The 17,970-nt window shown below is 28.4% G+C and carries 16 protein-coding genes; 12 read left to right on the plus strand and 4 right to left on the minus strand.

The window, feature by feature from the left end; all coding sequences use genetic code 11:
• Positions 1–152 precede the first annotated feature (152 nt).
• Positions 153–1,658, minus strand: a complete 1,506-nt coding sequence (spoVB, locus tag RH99_RS13620; protein ID WP_010239218.1) for a stage V sporulation protein B — start codon at positions 1,656–1,658, stop codon at positions 153–155.
• 412 nt (positions 1,659–2,070) lie between these two features.
• Between spoVB and RH99_RS13625 the strand changes: the two genes are divergently transcribed.
• The 7 genes from RH99_RS13625 to RH99_RS13655 all read left to right on the plus strand — a co-directional run bounded on the left by RH99_RS13625 (position 2,071) and on the right by RH99_RS13655 (position 8,466).
• Positions 2,071–2,595, plus strand: a complete 525-nt coding sequence (locus RH99_RS13625) for a hypothetical protein (protein WP_010239220.1) — start codon at positions 2,071–2,073, stop codon at positions 2,593–2,595.
• A gap of 156 nt (positions 2,596–2,751) precedes the next feature.
• A complete protein-coding gene (locus RH99_RS13630) occupies positions 2,752–3,312 on the plus strand; it encodes a ferritin-like domain-containing protein (RefSeq protein ID WP_010239222.1) in 561 nt (186 codons plus the stop codon).
• 66 nt (positions 3,313–3,378) lie between these two features.
• Complete coding sequence (locus RH99_RS13635) at positions 3,379–4,740, plus strand: PQQ-dependent sugar dehydrogenase (protein WP_010239224.1); 1,362 nt, start codon at positions 3,379–3,381, stop codon at positions 4,738–4,740.
• A 12-nt stretch (positions 4,741–4,752) separates the two neighbouring features.
• A complete protein-coding gene (locus RH99_RS13640; protein WP_010239226.1) occupies positions 4,753–5,487 on the plus strand; it encodes a zinc dependent phospholipase C family protein in 735 nt (244 codons plus the stop codon).
• Between the two features lie 181 nt (positions 5,488–5,668).
• Positions 5,669–6,205, plus strand: coding sequence for a hypothetical protein (locus RH99_RS13645; protein ID WP_010239229.1), 537 nt, complete (start codon positions 5,669–5,671; stop codon positions 6,203–6,205).
• Positions 6,180–7,859, plus strand: coding sequence for a B12-binding domain-containing radical SAM protein (locus tag RH99_RS13650; protein WP_010239231.1), 1,680 nt, complete (start codon positions 6,180–6,182; stop codon positions 7,857–7,859). The genes RH99_RS13645 and RH99_RS13650 overlap by 26 nt, the downstream gene beginning before the upstream one ends.
• Positions 7,860–7,950: 91 nt before the next feature.
• Positions 7,951–8,466 carry a hypothetical protein gene (locus RH99_RS13655; RefSeq protein WP_010239234.1) on the plus strand — a complete coding sequence of 172 codons (516 nt, stop codon included), beginning with the start codon at positions 7,951–7,953 and terminating at the stop codon, positions 8,464–8,466.
• Positions 8,467–8,634: 168 nt separating this feature from the next.
• On the opposite strand, the gene RH99_RS13660 is transcribed toward RH99_RS13655, so the two are convergent.
• A complete protein-coding gene (locus RH99_RS13660; RefSeq protein ID WP_010239236.1) occupies positions 8,635–9,543 on the minus strand; it encodes a DUF2087 domain-containing protein in 909 nt (302 codons plus the stop codon).
• A gap of 316 nt (positions 9,544–9,859) precedes the next feature.
• Between RH99_RS13660 and RH99_RS13665 the strand changes: the two genes are divergently transcribed.
• The 3 genes from RH99_RS13665 to RH99_RS13675 all read left to right on the plus strand — a co-directional run bounded on the left by RH99_RS13665 (position 9,860) and on the right by RH99_RS13675 (position 14,014).
• Positions 9,860–11,605 (plus strand): ABC transporter ATP-binding protein, encoded by a 1,746-nt coding sequence (locus RH99_RS13665; RefSeq protein ID WP_010239238.1) that lies wholly within the window; start codon positions 9,860–9,862, stop codon positions 11,603–11,605.
• Positions 11,595–13,334 (plus strand): ABC transporter ATP-binding protein, encoded by a 1,740-nt coding sequence (locus tag RH99_RS13670; RefSeq protein WP_010239240.1) that lies wholly within the window; start codon positions 11,595–11,597, stop codon positions 13,332–13,334. Before RH99_RS13665 ends, RH99_RS13670 begins: the two co-directional genes overlap by 11 nt.
• A 149-nt stretch (positions 13,335–13,483) precedes the next feature.
• Entirely contained in the window at positions 13,484–14,014 is a 531-nt protein-coding gene (locus RH99_RS13675) for an ECF transporter S component (protein WP_010239243.1), read from the plus strand.
• Position 14,015: 1 nt separating this feature from the next.
• On the opposite strand, the gene RH99_RS13680 is transcribed toward RH99_RS13675, so the two are convergent.
• On the minus strand, positions 14,016–14,516 hold the full coding sequence (locus RH99_RS13680; protein WP_010239245.1) for an amidase domain-containing protein: 501 nt from the start codon (positions 14,514–14,516) through the stop codon (positions 14,016–14,018).
• Between the two features lie 361 nt (positions 14,517–14,877).
• Here RH99_RS13680 and RH99_RS13685 point away from each other — a divergent pair, with 361 nt between their 5' ends.
• Entirely contained in the window at positions 14,878–15,198 is a 321-nt protein-coding gene (locus RH99_RS13685; RefSeq protein WP_010239247.1) for a putative heavy metal-binding protein, read from the plus strand.
• Between the two features lie 179 nt (positions 15,199–15,377).
• Positions 15,378–16,697 carry a gluconate:H+ symporter gene (locus RH99_RS13690; protein ID WP_010239248.1) on the plus strand — a complete coding sequence of 440 codons (1,320 nt, stop codon included), beginning with the start codon at positions 15,378–15,380 and terminating at the stop codon, positions 16,695–16,697.
• Between the two features lie 227 nt (positions 16,698–16,924).
• Here RH99_RS13690 and RH99_RS13695 read toward each other — a convergent pair whose 3' ends face one another.
• Entirely contained in the window at positions 16,925–17,608 is a 684-nt protein-coding gene (locus RH99_RS13695) for a DUF4397 domain-containing protein (protein ID WP_010239250.1), read from the minus strand.
• Positions 17,609–17,970 lie beyond the last annotated feature (362 nt).

Raw genomic sequence — 17,970 nt, forward strand, 5'->3', positions numbered from 1 at the left:
AATCTATTTCATAGTGTTTTTATTATATAACGGATTTAAGGCATCTTCAAATAAATAACTAGTCAGTATACTAGTCTATTTTGACTTGTTATTTATTTTCACATGCCTAAAGTTTATCCTATATCCGTGCTAATGCTTATATAGTATTTTGTTTAAGCTTGTATTTTTTCTTTAACTATCATAGTTAAAAACATATATAATAAAAAACCTGAAATAATAATTACTATAGTTTTAAATACCAACATAGTATCTGACATAAGGTGATTCATAATTCCAAGTACAAGAAATACAAATATACTCATCATTATATCAATTAATGCATTGGTAGAAGAAAAAACTATAGGGCAATCTTTATTTATTTCATATATGTTAAGTAAAAAAGAAGTAAGTCCTGTAATAAATAAAGTTATGGCAAAGCCATAAATATTTATGCTTGGTATAGCTGCCAGAACATATAGCAATACTAATTCTTCTACAGAAACTAATAAAGAATTAATTAATATTTTTGTCTGTTTTCCAAGTCCACTTAAAATTGAATAAGTAGAAGCCGCGGCATAGGTAATAGGAAGACATAATGCACTGGTTACTATAAAGACACCCAAATCATTTCTATTGAAAAACAGCTTGCCCAAGTTGTTTGGTATGCAAAGGCATATAAGCATAGTGGCAATCCCTAGATAAAAAGATAATTTTAGAACATCCGTTATTCTTTTTTCTAAGGCATAATAATTTTTTTTACTTAAACTTTTTGAAATATCAGGTACAAGTACTGTAGACATTGCCATAATAACTACCATGGGAAAAAAAGTTATGTTTAATGCCATACCTGTAAATTTACCTATGAGGGCAAGGGCAGTGTCATAATTAATGCCAGCCATAACTAAACGTCTAGGTAGTATGAGGGTAGATGCTGTATTTAATATGGAACCAAGAAATCCATTTACACAAAGGGGAACGGCTACAATTAATATGTCAAATAGAAGTTGACCATTATTTTCTCTGTGTGTAGTTACAGTTTTTAGTTTACCTTTGTATATTAAATAAGCAACGTATAGCATTATAAAGCTTATCAATTCACCAAAGGTAAGAGCAGCATATACTACACTTATAGTTTGAACCATGCTTTTTAGCACAAATATATTTAGAATTCCTATAATTACACAAATTCTTATAGCTTTTTCAAATATATCTATGTATGCAGGAACTTTGGCCTTAGAAGTTCCATAAAAATATCCTTTAAGTACAGAGGACAATGCTACAAACACTAAAGCTGGGCATATTATTTCTATAGAGTAAAGTGTTCTGCTATCTTTTATTAAAAAAGAAGCTATAAAGCTTGAATTAAAAAATACCATTAAAGCTATAAAAATAGACCAAAAAAGATCAAAAATAATAGCTATATGCATAAGCTTGTTTACATTTTCATAATCTTTATTTCCAGAAAATATAGCTGCTTTCCTTGATACTGCAATAATCATTCCACCACAAACAACGCAGCAGAAGAGATCATATATAGGCATAATTATAGAATATAATCCTAAACCTTCTGCACCTAGTTTATTGGATAATATTATAGAAAATGCAAATCTCAATATACCGGTTGCTAAATTTGAAATCGTAAGTAGTATAGTATCTTTATAAAAATCATCAAATCGCATATATGTACCTCACAAAATTATTGATATATAATACTATGTGATAGAAAGTTCTAATATTCTAAGGCATATGAAAATAAATAGTAAGTCAAAGATGCGACGGATATTTTTAATTCTATAAGGAAACGGGTTCTGATGATAGTGAGCTATCTGAGGGTTCCGTTTACGTAGTAGGATTAAAAATACACTAGCATACTGACTAGTTATTTATTTGAATATGCCTAATATCAATTTTGGAAATAAAATAATATCAAGTATAATATAAAATAATACCAAATTGTAAAATTTATTCTAAAAATATTAAATTTACATTAATTTTAAGTTAAAAATCTATTGAATTTATGTCTATCTTTTGATAAATTATTACATAGAAGCAATTATGAAGGATTATTGTATCGAAAGGATGAAGAAGTAAATGTTAAATACAAGTAGGTATGACAATAGTAAATCTATTTTTTCACAAGGGATTTTTAAATTTAAGCTTGGACTAGCTATAAAACAATGTGAAAAATTAAAAGATTATGCAAAAATCAATTCAGATTTAAATAGAGATGATTATAGATATAATTTATTTATTACATCTGAAAATGGAAGAAACATAGAAAAGAAATACTTCTTATTTAAAGGATCTCATATAGATGGAAGGTTAAAGGAATTAAAGAAGTTTAAATTTGAAAGCAATAATGCTAAATTAGTAGAAGATAAAATCAAACTAAAGGTTTTAGCTGCAGACATATTTTCTAAGAATATTTTCATCTATAATTTTTCACAAGATGAAGAATACATATATGGTAATGAAATAAAGAAAATAAAGGATAAGAAATATCCTAACATAGTATTCATGGTAAGTAGAGATAAAGTTAAATTACATAAAAAAAATATAAATAGTACTTTGGTGTTTAATGATATAGAGAGTTTAATAAATAAGTATGGGTACTAAAGTAGCTTTATTTGAATGTGCCTAATAATCAATTAGTAGGATATTATATTCTAATTGATGTTTTTATATGCTCTAAATTACAAACAAAGCTGCGATGTTCAAAGTGGCTTTGTTTTATTGTTAAATTTGTTTTAAAATATAAATGGAGGTGGAAGAATGGACTCAATAAAATGTATGGTTTGTGGTATGGATATAAATGAAAAGAATTTTAGTATTAATAACTCAGCTTTTTTAGAGAAAAATGAAAAGGATAGAATTATTTATTGTCCTTTTTGTGGGGTAAACGAAATTTATTTAAGTAATACTGGACAAGTATATACTGTTGATAGTAGTTTGCTGAATGAAAACACATTAAAAATTATAGATCATGCTGTTAAGCTGGAAATTTTTAATGGAGATTTTTACAATAAAGCTGCAGCAAAAGCTTCAAGTAAAGAAGTAAAAGAAATATTTAGTGCACTAAGCAAAATAGAAATGCTTCATGCAAAAATTCATTTTAGAATAGGAGGATTTAGTAAATTTCCTAAGTTATCTGAAATGAATTATGACAAATACGATACAGATAAAGCACTTCTAGAAGCTGCAGCAGCTAGAGAAAAACATGCTGTAACTTACTATGATAAATATAAACATGAAGTTATGGATAAAACTGTAATTAATATATTTGAAGCACTTTGTGATGTAGAAAAAGAACATATTGTATTGACATCTAAATAGAATTCCATGCATATCCTCTTATCTAATTAATATAAATTAGATAAGAGGATTTTTTTGGAGGAGAATATGAAGAAAATATTAGGGATTATAATGTTACTTATTTTTATTGCTTTTTCTGTAGGTGTACTAGCTAATAAGTTTTATAGGGGATACAAAACCAATATAAAAGACAATGGAAAACAATCTATAATAAAGTTTAAAGGCTTGAGTGCAGCTAAGGATTTTGCTGAAGATGAAAATGAAAATTTTTACATAGCTTTTAATAATAGAATTCAATTTGTAAATCAAAGTGGTAAAAGCTATAATATAGTAAAAGACAGTAATTTAAATATAGAAAATATAGAGTATTATGATAATAAACTTTATTATACTTCTAAGAATAGTATATATTGTTATGATATACAAAATAAAACTGAAAAAAATTTAATTGACAATTTACCGAATCTAGGTGATTATAAGGATATAAAAATAAAGATATACAATGGATATCTTTATGCAGCTATAGGTTCTGCAACTAATTCTGGTGTAGTAGGCAATGATAATAAATGGATTAAAGATAGTCCCTTTTATCATGATATAACACCAAAGTCCATAACACTTAAAGGCCAAAATTTTGGAAGTAATAAAACAGGTGCTTTTGCTCCAAATAACACAAGTAATTTTAAAGGACAAATTGTTCCAGAACATTTTCCAGGAAATGCATCTGTTATTATATATAATATTAAAACGAAAGCTTCAGAAACTTATGCTTATGGAATAAGAAATATAAGTGGAATGGATTTTAATAGTGAGGGAAAACTAATTGCAGATGTAGGCGGTATGGAAAATAGAGGACTTAGACCAGTAAAAGGAGATTCAGACTATATATATTCTATAGAAAAAGGAAAATGGTATGGATGGCCAGATTATAGTGGAGGAGATCCAGTGGATTCTCCTAAATTTAAGGGATTAAACAATACAAAAGTTAATTTTATACTAGATAAACATCCAACTACTAATCCACCGGCACCTTTGTATCAGCACAAATCAGTTTCTTCTTTAGGGGCACTTGTTGTAGATTCAAAAGGAGTGCTTAGTGAAAAAGATAATATATATTTTTATGACAATAAAGATAATTCAGTATATTTAATTAATAAAAAGAATATATGCACAAAACTTATGGATTTTTCAAATAGTTCTTATGTAAGTAGTATGAAATTTACTAATAATAATCTTACTATACTAGATTCAAAAGAAGGATATTTAATATCTATAACTAATAAAGGATCCATGGAAAAAAGAATTGTAAACAATTATATTATATACGTATTACTAGGTGGAATATTAATAGGAATTCTAGGGGTTATATTGCTTAGTAAACCAAAAACAAAGTGTAATAAAAACAATACAAAATCTAATAAAAAAGTTAAAACAAAAACTAAAAAATAGGGGAATGAATATATGGAGAGAGCAATTGAAAAAAATTATGGAAAAGCACTTAGAGGTGTTATGGCTACTGTAAATCCTATAAAAAAGTTATTGATTAAGACCTATTGTACTGTTCATAAATATATAAATATAAAGGCAATTGAAATTATCAAACATGAAGGAAATGAAGAAATTTATGGGTTTTTCTTCAAATATATAAAAGAATTAAATGATGGAGCAATGTGGGCTGATCAGGACTTTAAAAGCACTAATCACTTTTACCACTTTTCAGAGGGAAAAGGATTATACGGCTTTTCAAATGCACTAACTGAATGTAAAAAATATTACAAAATGGCGGTGAATTATTCTAAAGCTGGAGATAGATCAAAGGCTATGTTCTATTTTGGAGCAGCTTGTCATTTGGTTCAGGATACAACAGTTCCACAACATGTAAATAATAATCTTTTAAAAAATCACAGATCATTTGAAATGTGGATTTTAAAAAAAGTAGTAAGTGGATACAATTTTGAAGTTGGCACAGAAAGTAAAAGATATGAATCCATAGATAAATATATTAAAGCTAATGCTGTAATGTCAAACAATACTTACATGAAATTTCAAGGCGTGATTGATGTAGAGAAAAGGTATAGAAGTATAACTAATGTAATAATAGTAAAAGCAGAAGAAACCACCGCAGGATTTATGATAGACTTCTATAAAGAATTATGTGTTAACAATGTAATTTCACCAGATGAATTTAATAAGTGATTTAAGGTGTCTTTAAAAAAATAAGTTTTTAAATAAATAGTTCTTCCATTAATTGGAGGAATTATTTATTTTTTGTAGAATTTATATTATAAGAGGTTTTAGTATGATATGAAATTAGTAATACTGATTTATTAATTTATTTTAAAATATCTAGTATACAGATTTAAAGGATGTGAGATTTATGGGTAAGGAGATATTTATTAATTTAGAAAAAGAAGTATTTATAGGCAATGTGCTGGATATAGGTTTTGAAAATAATGGAATCATTTATGATCTTTGCAAAAATATAGATGACAATATAACTATTGACTATATAAATGGAAATGAAGATAAAAATAGAATAGAAAAGAATTATTTTGATAGTTGTGTGGTATTTTTTTCGTTAATGGAATTTAAAACTAAAAGAGCTAAGCTAAAATTTTTTAAGGAAATTTCTGAATACATAAAAAAAGATGGGATATTGTACTTATGGGATGTAGATAAACCCAGATTTAAAAGTTTTTCAATGAAGCTTAAAGTATTTGTTCCAAATAAGAAACATAAGGAGGTATCAATAAATGCTATGAATCCCATAGTAGATGCTTCCTGTGAAAATACCAGAAAGCTTTTACAATCTTATTTTAATATAATTGATTTAAAATGCTCCGATAATATATACTATATAAAGGCACAAAAGAAAGGGAGTTTTTTAATTGAAGATATTATTAACAGCAATTAATTCTAAATTTATACACAGCAATTTAGCAGTAAGATATTTAAGAGAATACACTAGAGATCTGGATTATAAATGTGAGATAAAAGAGTTTTCTATTAACGATAGAATAGAAAAAGTGTTCGAAAAGATAATAACTGAAAGCCCAGATATAGTGGCTTTTTCCTGTTATATATGGAATATAGAATATATAAGAAAACTTGCAAATCTAATAAAAACTTTAGATAGTAGAATAGAAATATTATATGGTGGGCCTGAAGTTTCTTATGATGGAAAAAGCTTTCTACTAGATAATCAAGGAGACTATCTTATTGAAGGAGAAGGGGAAGCCATATTTAGAGATTTTGTACAATGGAGAATAAACAAAAAGAATTATAATGAAACTTCAAATATTAAGGGCTTATATCAGAAAATATATAGTGAAATAATGTATGCCGGGGAAAGAGAACTTATGAATTTTGATAAAGTTGTATTTCCATACAAACCAGAAGATGATCTAAAAAACAAAATAGTTTATTATGAAAGCTCAAGAGGATGTCCCTTTAATTGTAAATACTGTTTATCTTCTATTAGTAAAGGTGTAAGATTTTTAAAGGCGGAGAGAGTAAAAAAGGAACTTCAGTTTTTTATTGATAAAGGTGTGAGACTTATAAAGTTTGTAGATAGGACCTTTAATTGTAATCATAAATTTTCAATGGAAATATGGAAATTTTTAATTGAATCAGATACAGATGCAACCTTTCATTTTGAAATATCAGCAGATATATTAAATGAGAATGAAATAGAACTTTTAAAAACAGCACCTAAGGGAAGGATACAGTTAGAGATAGGAGTTCAGACTACAAATGAGGAAATCTTAAAAAATATAAATAGAAATATTGAATTTAAAGATATAAAAGAAAAGGTTCTACAGCTTCAGCAGAATAAAAATATAAAACAGCATTTAGATTTAATCGCTGGTCTTCCGGGGGAAAATTATGAAAAGTTTGAGAAATCATTTAATGACCTTTATTCAATTATGCCAGAAGAAATTCAACTTGGATTCTTAAAACTGTTAAAAGGATCTGCCATGAGATATGAGGCGAAAAAATGGGGAATGGTATATTCGCCTTATGCACCTTATGAAATACTTAAGACTGATTGTTTAAGCTATGAAGAAATATTGAAACTTAAAAAAGTAGAAGAGATGGTAGATAAATATTATAATTCTGAAAAGTTTGGAAATATACTGAAGTATTTTGTAAACAAATTTGAAAAACCTTTTGACTTTTATTTTTCACTTGGAAGTTTTTTTAAGGAAAAAGGATATTTTGATAGGAACATATCATCTTCAGATTATTATAAAGTATTTTTAGAATACAATGAGGAAGAATTATGCGACGACAATAGTGATATAAGAGAAATAGTAAAATTTGATTATCTAAAATTTAATAAGAAAAAGTGGATTCCACCATTTTTAAATAGATATAATGATAAAGGCGTGGAAAAGGAAATAAGAAATAAATTAAAAAAAGATGGCACGTTTACTAAAGAACAAAATCTTCATATAGAAAAGTTTAGTATGGATGTGCTTAAATATGAATTAGAAAACGAAATAGTAAGAGAAGAAAAATACATAATTTTTGATGAAAATAATGTGGATAATATATTTTATTTTTAAATTATGAACAGTATATTAATTCCTGTTTACAATTGTGAAGCTTTATTGTATACTTCTGTATATACAATAGTATATGTTAGGTGGAATTATAATGAAAAATAATATAAGAAAATTGACTTTTACTGCTATGTTAACTGCACTGGCAATCATAATTCCTATAGTATTTGGGCCGTTTTTAAAAATTCAAATACCACCATTTTCAGCTACATTAGCTTCTCATGTGCCAATGTTTTTGGCAATGCTCATTGCCCCTGAAGTGGCGGTGGTTGTAGGTGTTGGTTCTGCTATAGGTTTCTTACTTACAGCACCAGCAGTAATAGCTGCAAGAGCATTTACTCATACTTTTGTGGGACTAGCTGGAGCACTTATGATACGGAAAGGTGTATCCTTTAAAAAGGTTATAGTATTTACAGCACCAATTCATGCAATTCTTGAAGCCTTAATAGTAATTCCATTTGGATTTACAGCTACTAAAGCTTTATATGTAGTTGGTATAGGAACTGTTGCACATCATTTTGTTGATGGAATTATAACAATAATACTAGTTGGTGCTTTAGAAAGAGCTTTAAGAATAAAACTCACTGCTATTTCATCAGAAGCTAAGTAATAATTTAAGAGAACTTGGGATTAAAACCCCAAGTTTTTTTATGTTTGGAAATAATAATGGGGTATTACTTTATATTATCAGCCGCAAATTAATACCAAGACGATGAAAGTATATGGAATAGAAGCATTATTAAGAATTGATTGTCAATCTAAAAGTTTAAAAGTTCTTTTAAATCCTCAGTTTTTTAGTATCAGTTGCACCATCACTAGGTTTTAATTTCTCTACAACTAGAAACTCAAAAGAATTTTCTCCATAAGTATTCCAGTCTTCTTGTAATTTTTTTACTTTGAAATTTCCTATATTTAATTGAAATTTTATTGATTCAAAGGGTTTATATAAGTTTTTACAGATATCTACAAAGGAGTATCCTGTGATTTTATTATATATTTGAATTATTCCCATTTCTATTTCTTGTTGTTTATACTTATTAATAAGTTCTTTCTTTTTTGCGTTATCCATTGTGGTAACCTCTCTATTTCTATAATATTTGCTTCCATCTTTATTTCTTTTTAAGTATTTATAATCAACTAAATAACGTCTTATAGTTGCATCATCTTCATAAATATTTTTAATGATTTTTTTTACTTCCCTTTCAGTATATTCTCTATTTGGTTCAAATAGATTAGCGAATTTTGGTAGTAAGGCTTTTCTTTTTCCTTCTTTAGCAGGGAAATTACGAAGTTTTGGTTGATTTATTATTCCTACATTTTCGTCAGTTAAATCCATAATTGCTAAAAAGGCTCTTGCCTGGCGTGCTCTTTCTCTTAAAGAAAAGCGCATATTTCTTATTGTTGATTCTGAACAAGCAAGTTTTTTAGAAATTTCTTTATCTGTGTATTTATTATATATCATAGTTAGAAGCTCTTTTTGTATTTCTGTTAATCCAGTGTACTTTTTCTCTAATGAAAGCAATCTTTCAAGAGAATTACCATGGATTAAAACATGACTAGAGGCATCAGTATTATTGGTACTAATTTTTTTAGCACATATTAAGCAGATAAACTCGGCATTTTTACTATCCCATATATAACTTCTCTTAAAATCAGATATAGTTGCATTACGTATTAATTCATTCACAATATTTCTCCAAACGTCTATTAATTTTATAGACAGTCTAACATTAATGTTTTATCTTGTCAAATCGTTAAGTAGGAATAAATTTAATTTATTATATAAAATATAATGTTGAGAAAATAATTTGGTATAAGGCTAATAACTTTTACTACAATTTAATTATTTTATCTTTGTGATGTATCTTCTTTATATTAAAAAAGTATATAACGTATATATTATGTATTTTGTATATGGATATATATTTGGTATAATAAATTCGGAATATAAAAGGATTTATTATAAAGTATATATTAATATTTAGTTACAAGGAGGTTGTATTTTGTTTAAATTATTAAGATTTGCTAAACCATATAAAAAACAAGTTATACTAGGTCCAATTTTTAAGTTGTTAGAAGCTATATTGGAAATATTAATACCCACAATTATGGTCTTAATTGTAGATAAAGGTATAAGAATTAAAAGCACATCCTATGTGTTAGAAATAGGGGGCATTATGATTGTAATAGCTACACTAGGCGTTATGTCCGCTTTTACCTGTCAGTATTTTGCTTCTATAGCATCACAGGGCTTTGGAACAATTTTGAGAGAAGAATTGTTTAAAAAGATAGGTACTTTATCCTACAGTGAAATCGATGAATTTGGTACATCTTCTTTAATCAATCGTGTGACAAATGATGTAAACCAGCTTCAGTCAGCTTTGGCTATGTTTATGAGGCTAGCCATAAGGGTACCTTTTTTGTGTATTGGTGGAATTATAATGGCAATGCTTTTAGATGTAAAGCTTTCAAGTATTATGTATCTATCTATTCCTATAATTGCCTTTGCTATATATATGATAATGAGCAGGTCTCTTCCGCTGTATAAAACAGTACAAAAGAAATTAGATAAATTGGCATTAATATTAAGAGAAAATTTATCTGGAATACGAGTTATAAGGGCATTTTCAAGAATGGAATATGAAAAAACAAGATTTGAAAAAGCCAATGAAGATCAGACAAATACATCTGTTAGAGTTGGTAAGATATCGGCTTTAATGAATCCAACTACAAGCATAATAATGAATTTTTCAGTTTTGTTTATATTATGGTTTGGAGGTATTAGAGTAAATAACGGTTTTCTTACAAGGGGAAAAATTATTGCATATATAAACTATACTACTTTAGTTCTATCAGCACTTATTATTGTTGCTAATCTTATTGTATTATTTACTAAAGCAGCTGCAAGTGCAGCAAGGGTAAATCAAATTTTTGATACAAATCCAAGCATAGAATACATAGGTAATTTATCAATAGATAAATTATCAAATAAGAATGTAAGTTCAATAAAATTTCAAAATGTATCTTTTGCCTACAAAAATTCTAAAAAGAATTCAATAAGTAATGTATCTTTTGAAATAGAAGCTGGTCAAACAGTTGGAATAATTGGCGGGACTGGTTCAGGTAAAACAACACTTATAAATTTAATTCCACGACTTTATGATGCCACAGAAGGAGAAGTTTTCATAAATGGAATTGATGTTAAAAAATATCCTAAAGAGGAACTTGGAAGTAAGATAGGTGTAGTGCCGCAAAAGGCTATTCTATTCTCAGGATCTATTTTAGAAAATATAAAATGGGGTAAAGAGGATGCAAGTATAGATGAAATTAAAAGGGCAGCCGAAATTGGGAAGGCAGCAGAATTTATTGAAAAACTTCCATTAAAGTATGAAACAAATATATCTCAAGGTGGTGTAAATTTTTCTGGAGGACAAAAGCAAAGACTTGCTATAGCAAGAGCACTTGTACGTAAACCAGAAATATTGATTATGGATGACAGCTTAAGTGCATTGGATTATGCTACTGATGCCGCCCTTAGAAATGACCTTAGAAAAAATACAAAGGGAATGACCGTTATTATGGTTAGCCAAAGGATAAGTACAATAAAATCAGCAGATAGAATAATAGTTTTAGATAATGGATTGGTTTCAGGTGTAGGAAGTCACCAGCAGTTAATGAAAGATTGTGATGTATATAGGGAAATCTGTAGTTCACAGCTTTCAAAGGAGAGTGATGCAGATGAACAGTAATTTGTTGAGATTATTTAAATATATTGCAAAATATAAAGTACATATGTTTATGGCACTTATATGTGCCCTTATAAGTAATGTTTTAATAGCATTTATACCTTTTATTGTAGGAAAGGGTATAAATAGAATTATAGGAAAGGGAAAAGTAGACTTTAATAATTTGCTGAAAGTAATAATTATCTTAGCAGCAGTATATATAGTTAGTTCTTTATTTACTTGGATATTTACAATTATAGCTAATGTTGTGACTTTTAATACTGTTAAAGATATAAGAAATCAGGCTTTTAATAAAATTGGTACTCTGCCACTTAAATATTTTGATAAAAATCTTCATGGAGATATAATGAGTAGACTTACAAATGATATAGATTCTATTTCAGATGGTTTATTTCAAGGCATAACTCAGTTTTATCCCGGAATTGTAACAATAGTAAGTTCGCTTATTTTAATGCTTACATTAAGTGTAAGAATAACTATAGTTATCATAATTATGACACCTTTATGTTTCCTTATAGCTTCATTTATTACACATAGATCTACTAAGATGTTTAAAGAACAGCAAAAAACTGTAGGTGAATTAAATGGTTATATTGAAGAAATTATTGGAAGTCAAAAAGTTGTGAAGGCTTTTGGCTATGAAAAGCGATCCGAAAAAAGGTTTAATGAAATTAATAAAAGGCTCTATAAATGTGGTCAACAAGCTCAGTTTTATTCATCCTTAACAAATCCAGGAACTAGATATGTAAATAATATTACTTATGCTTTAGTTGGAATAGTTGGTGGCTTGCTTTCAATTTTAAGTGGTCTCAGTGTAGGAACAATATCAAGTTTTTTGACCTATTCTACTCAGTTTTCACAGCCTATAAATAATATAACCAGTGTGGCAACACAGCTTCAAGCAGCACTTGCATCTTGTGAAAGGGTATTTTCTATAATAGATGAGGTTCCTGAACTAACTGATTCAGAAAATACTAAAGAGATTGCAAATTGTAATGGAAATATAAGCTTTGATAATGTATCTTTTTCCTATGTAAAGGAAGTACCTCTAATTAATGATTTTAGTGCTGAAATAAAGAGTGGAAGCAGTATTGCTATTGTTGGACCTACAGGTGCAGGTAAAACTACTATGGTTAACCTGCTTATGAGATTCTATGATATAAATAAAGGTAAAATCTTAATTGATGGAACTAATATATATGAGATTAAAAGAAATAACCTTAGAAGTTTATTTGGAATGGTACTTCAGGACACTTGGCTTTTTGAAGGCACCATAAGAGATAATATTGCTTATGGAAAGGAAAATGCAACTCAAAGTGAAATTGAAAAGGCAGCAAAGGCAGCATACATTGATAGATTTATTGAAAAACTTCCAGAAGGATATGATACTGTTATTACGGAGTCAGGATCAAATCTTTCAGAAGGACAAAAACAGTTATTAACCATAGCAAGGGTAATGCTTATAGATCCACCAATGCTTATACTTGACGAAGCAACTAGTAGTGTTGACACTAGAACTGAAGTAAAGATACAGGATGCATTTCTTTCCATGATGAAGGGAAGAACAAGCTTTGTTATAGCTCATAGACTTTCTACAATTAGAGATGCTGATGTTATTTTAGTAATGAATAACGGAGAAATTGTGGAGAGAGGAAATCATGAAGAACTATTAAAAAGAGAAGGATTTTATTCTAAACTCTATGAAAGTCAATTTAATAATGCTATGGATTAAATATGAATTTTAATATGTAGAAAATATTGTGATTTTAGTATAATTAACTAAAATAATTAAAAGTTTTACAAGTTTATAGTATACTGAGGATAAGGTAAAATTTATTTTACCTTATCCTCAAATTGTTTTAAATAGGGAGGTGATAAATTATGAATAATAATTCTAAAAATCTTGTAAGAGGTGGATTGTTTTTAGCCATAGCAATAATATTTCAAATGATCGGTAGAGTGTATCCACAAGTGAGTCAAGTTTTTGTTGGGCCAGCTGTAAATGCAGTTCTATTATTGACAGCGTCAATATGTGGTATCTGGATTGGTATAGGAATAGGTATACTTACTCCTATTTTGGCATTTGCTTTAGGACAACTACCAGCTCCATTTGCACCATTTATCCCATTTATAATAATAGGAAATGTAATATTTATTGCATTATATTATAATTTTAGTAAGATAAATAAGATTGGTAAAATAATAGGTGTAATAGTTGGAGCAGTAGTTAAGTTTTTATTCTTGTATTTATGTGCAACAAAAATTATAATATTGTTAAATCTTATAACAAATCCTAAAGTAGTTAGCAAGCTTTCTGTTGCAATGGGATTTTTACAACTTATAACTGCCCTGGTTGGTGGTATAGTCGCAATTATACTTTTAACACTTTTAAAGAAAAGGAAACAGTTATAATTCATAGTGATATTTTCATAAAATACATTTTACTTGCCCAGGGCTTTATATAAGATATATTTAAAACCTCGGGAGTGTGCTGGGATATTAGAGGAGAACCATTTTTAAAGGAAGTAATCATAGCTGAATGAGTTATTTTACCTCTTTGATTTCGATAAAATATTATATCACCTTTTTCTAATAAGCTAGAAGATGAAACTTCTCTTCCCTTAGCGCCATATAAATTATCATGAGCATTGATTTTTAGGTACCAATATAGTGAATGGGCTGTAGCCCAAGAAATAGACCAACCATGATTTTTATACCACCATATGTTTTTTCCTGAAAAAATCATAGGTGCTACTCCTGCAAATAGACATTGTGAAGTGAAATTTGTACAATCTCCTCCATTATCACCTACCACAGGAAAATATCTATAGGCAGGATTTGGATTTTTAGCATGTTTTATAGCGTAATTTACAGCTTTGCTTCTTGAATAAGTTGATGTTATTCTATAATCCATAATTTCTCCGTGAAATTGATTATGATATATTTTATGATAGTACATGAGAAAAAGTGAATGTTTTAATAGATAGGTTCCTATTAAAATACCACATTTAATAAATCTATAAATAATAGATTATATTCAAATAGAATAAGTATTTTGTTATGTAAATAATTTAATAAAACTAATAGATTTTGCTAATATATTATATATATGATAACTTTATATCATAATAATTTAAGTATATAAGTTGCAATTAAAATTATACATTAATAATAACCAATGGATTAGATCTAAACAAATTAGCAATTCTATACTGAATATAATTTATTGCAACATATATATCAAAATTTAACATGAATGAAGGGTGGTAGTGAAAATGATTGTAACAACAACTAATGCTATAGAAGGCAAGAAAATTGTTCAGTATAAAGGAATTATTTTTGGAGAAGTAATTTCTGGTGTAGATGTTATTAAAGATATTGCAGCAGGACTTACTAACTTTTTCGGAGGGCGTTCTAAGTCTTACGAAGGTGAATTAATACAGGCAAGAGAAGAAGCACTACGGGAAATGGAGAATAGAGCAGCAGCTGTTGGAGCAAATGCAGTTATAGGTGTAGATATTGACTACGAAGTATTGGGCCAAGGCGGAAATATGATTATGGTAACTGCATCAGGAACAGCAGTAATAGTGGAATAAATTTCTAAAAAGCTTAAATCTTATAACGAGATTTAAGCTTTTTACGATTATGATTATGGTTTCAATTTGTAAAAATAAATTGTTTATAATCCTTGATATATTTGAGCCCTTATGCTAGTATAGAAACGTATAGGAAAACATTTACATTTATAATAAAATTTTCAAAGGAGAGAACTTATATGCCACTAATTATAGTCTGTATAGGAATTGCAATATTACTGGTGCTGATAATGTTTTTTAAAGTAAATGCCTTTGTTTCATTAATTATAACAGCACTAATAGTTGGGTACATGGAAGGAATGTCAATATTAACTATAACTAAATCAATTGAGAATGGTGTTGGGAGTACTTTAGGATATTTAGGATTGATTTTAGGATTTGGAGCCATATTTGGAAAGTTAATGGCAGAATGTGGAGCGGCGCAAAGAATAGCTACCAAACTAATTGATAAATTTGGTAAGAAGCATGTTCAAATTGCCATAGTTTTAACAAGTTTTATTGTTGGTATAGCATTATTCTATGAAGTCGGTATAGTTTTACTATTACCTATCATTTTTACAATAGCAGTGTATGCTGAGGTCCCACCACTTACTATAGGTATATCGGCAGCAGCAGCATTATCTGCTACTCATGGTTTTTTACCTCCACATCCAGGAGCAACCACTATAGCTGTTATATATAAGGCAGATATAGGTTTGACTTTATTATATGGAATAATAATAGCAATTCCTGCTGCTTTATTAGGAGGTCCTTTTCTTGCTAGATTCTTAAAGAATTTTAATCATGAGATTCCAAAAGATTTATTTAATAAAAAAATGTTTAAAGAAGAAGAAATGCCAAGCTTTATTGTAAGCGTAATAACAGCATTAATTCCAGTAATACTTATGACACTAGCTACAATTGGGAAAATGGTATTAACTAAAAAATCTAGTATTCAAACTATTTTTGAATTTATAGGTGATCCAGTTATAGCACTTCTAATAGCATTAATTATAGGATTTTTCATTTTTGGCATTAATAGAGGCAAAAACATGAATGAGGTTGGAAAAACTGCAGTAGCGGCTTTAAGTGGTATAGCAATGATTGTATTTATAATAGCTGGTGGTGGGGCATTTAAGCAAGTACTAATGGACAGTGGTGTAGGAAATTACATAGTTAAGCTTGTACAGGGAACTAATATTTCGCCTATATTTTTAGCTTGGCTAATAGCTTCTCTAATAAGGATTGCTCAAGGGTCAGCTACGGTAGCAGCTATTACTGCAGCAGGAATTATGTTACCAATAATTCAAGTATCTCATGTAAGTCCGGAATTAATGGTATTAGCTACTGGAGCAGGAAGTTTAATATTCCCTCATGTAAACGATACGGGATTTTGGATGTTTAAAGAATTTTTTAATTTAAGTGTGCCTGAGACTTTTGCATCCTTTACTTTAATGGATACGATTCTATCCTTTGTAGGACTTGCAGGAGCATTAATCTTGAATGCTATTATATATTAGGAGTATCACAAGAAAATTCTGCTTCAGTAGAAGAAGTTTTATCAGGTATTAATGAGCAAAACATGAGAATAGGAAATATAATACAGGAATTTCAAGCATTGGAGAAGCTTATTGATGATCTTAAAAATATAAAAGCTTAGTTAATAAAATAAATAAACCAGCAGAATGGCTAATTATTTATTTACCATGCTAAGTTACAGAGGAGGATATAACTAAAAACCTCCTCTTTATTGTCTCTGCTCAGCTGTGACCACAGCACTTAAAGGAACAGAAGCTTCCACAGAACCCAGTGCATAAATAGTATAGTAAGTATTTGGCAGAAGCTGTACATTGGGTATAGTTAATGCTGTATTATCTGAACCAGTGGCATTTATATTAAATGTATATGTTCCTGCAGGAAGACAAGCATAATCTGTAATCTTTTTATAGGTAACGTTGCTAAAAACTTTTGTACCAATGGATAGATTTAAATCAACAGCAGGGGCATCTGGTGAAAGATGTACAAATCTAATACAAGGCCTTCCAAAATTTTGTGCAGCTACAGGTTCAGGAATTGCATATAGGCTTAAATTTGGTGTATTACCAGTAATGGCTAAGTTGGTAATGGTATTTGGGGCAATATGAATATCTGCATCTAAAATAGGGTTTATATTTTGGCCAGTTGGATAAATTCTAATGTTATAGTTTCCTGATGAAGCCGGAAAATAAAGTGAAAATTCCTTATAAGGTAAATTCTGTACAAGTAAAGTATTGTTTGAATAAATATCTACAGCGGGAGAATTAGATGAAGCATTAAGGAATCTTATATAAGAATTACTTTGAGTTTCTCTATAATCTTTTTCTATGTTATAGTCTGAAGAAGTTTCATGTTTTAAATCTGTTGAAAGCTTTTCAGAATTTAAATTTTTCAAGGTGGTACCTCCTATAAAATGTTTTACATATAATTTATCATATGAAGCTTAGTATTGTTGTGTTACTAGATAATTTAGTAATTATGAAATTTTCTAGTTTTTTTGATTTAAAACCTTTCTCACAGTTTCAAATTTTTATATCTTAAGGCATCTTCAAATAAATAACTAGTCAGTATACTAGTCTATTATGAATTATACTACGTTAACAGAACCTTCTGATAGCACCACTATCATCAGAACCTGTTTCCTTGTATAATTCAAAATATACGTCGCATCTTTGACTTGTTATTTATTTTCACACGCCTAATATAACTGAAAAATATTGTTAAATATAAAACTTAAAAAAATATCGAAATATAATT

The organism is Clostridium arbusti SL206 (assembly GCF_000246895.1).
In the GTDB taxonomy this organism is placed as follows: Bacteria; Bacillota; Clostridia; order Clostridiales; family Clostridiaceae; genus Clostridium_I; species Clostridium_I arbusti.

Bases quoted from the DNA above. Each gene is read 5' to 3' on its own strand.
- RH99_RS13675 (WP_010239243.1), top strand. From the start codon at position 13,484: ATGAATAATAATTCTAAAAATCTTGTAAGAGGTGGATTGTTTTTAGCC.
- RH99_RS13645 (WP_010239229.1), top strand. From the start codon at position 5,669: ATGGGTAAGGAGATATTTATTAATTTAGAAAAAGAAGTATTTATAGGC.
- RH99_RS13690 (WP_010239248.1), top strand. From the start codon at position 15,378: ATGCCACTAATTATAGTCTGTATAGGAATTGCAATATTACTGGTGCTG.
- RH99_RS13635 (WP_010239224.1), top strand. From the start codon at position 3,379: ATGAAGAAAATATTAGGGATTATAATGTTACTTATTTTTATTGCTTTT.
- RH99_RS13630 (WP_010239222.1), top strand. From the start codon at position 2,752: ATGGACTCAATAAAATGTATGGTTTGTGGTATGGATATAAATGAAAAG.
- RH99_RS13670 (WP_010239240.1), top strand. From the start codon at position 11,595: ATGAACAGTAATTTGTTGAGATTATTTAAATATATTGCAAAATATAAA.
- RH99_RS13640 (WP_010239226.1), top strand. From the start codon at position 4,753: ATGGAGAGAGCAATTGAAAAAAATTATGGAAAAGCACTTAGAGGTGTT.
- RH99_RS13625 (WP_010239220.1), top strand. From the start codon at position 2,071: ATGTTAAATACAAGTAGGTATGACAATAGTAAATCTATTTTTTCACAA.
- RH99_RS13685 (WP_010239247.1), top strand. From the start codon at position 14,878: ATGATTGTAACAACAACTAATGCTATAGAAGGCAAGAAAATTGTTCAG.
- RH99_RS13655 (WP_010239234.1), top strand. From the start codon at position 7,951: ATGAAAAATAATATAAGAAAATTGACTTTTACTGCTATGTTAACTGCA.
- spoVB (WP_010239218.1), bottom strand. From the start codon at position 1,658: ATGCGATTTGATGATTTTTATAAAGATACTATACTACTTACGATTTCA.
- RH99_RS13680 (WP_010239245.1), bottom strand. From the start codon at position 14,516: ATGGATTATAGAATAACATCAACTTATTCAAGAAGCAAAGCTGTAAAT.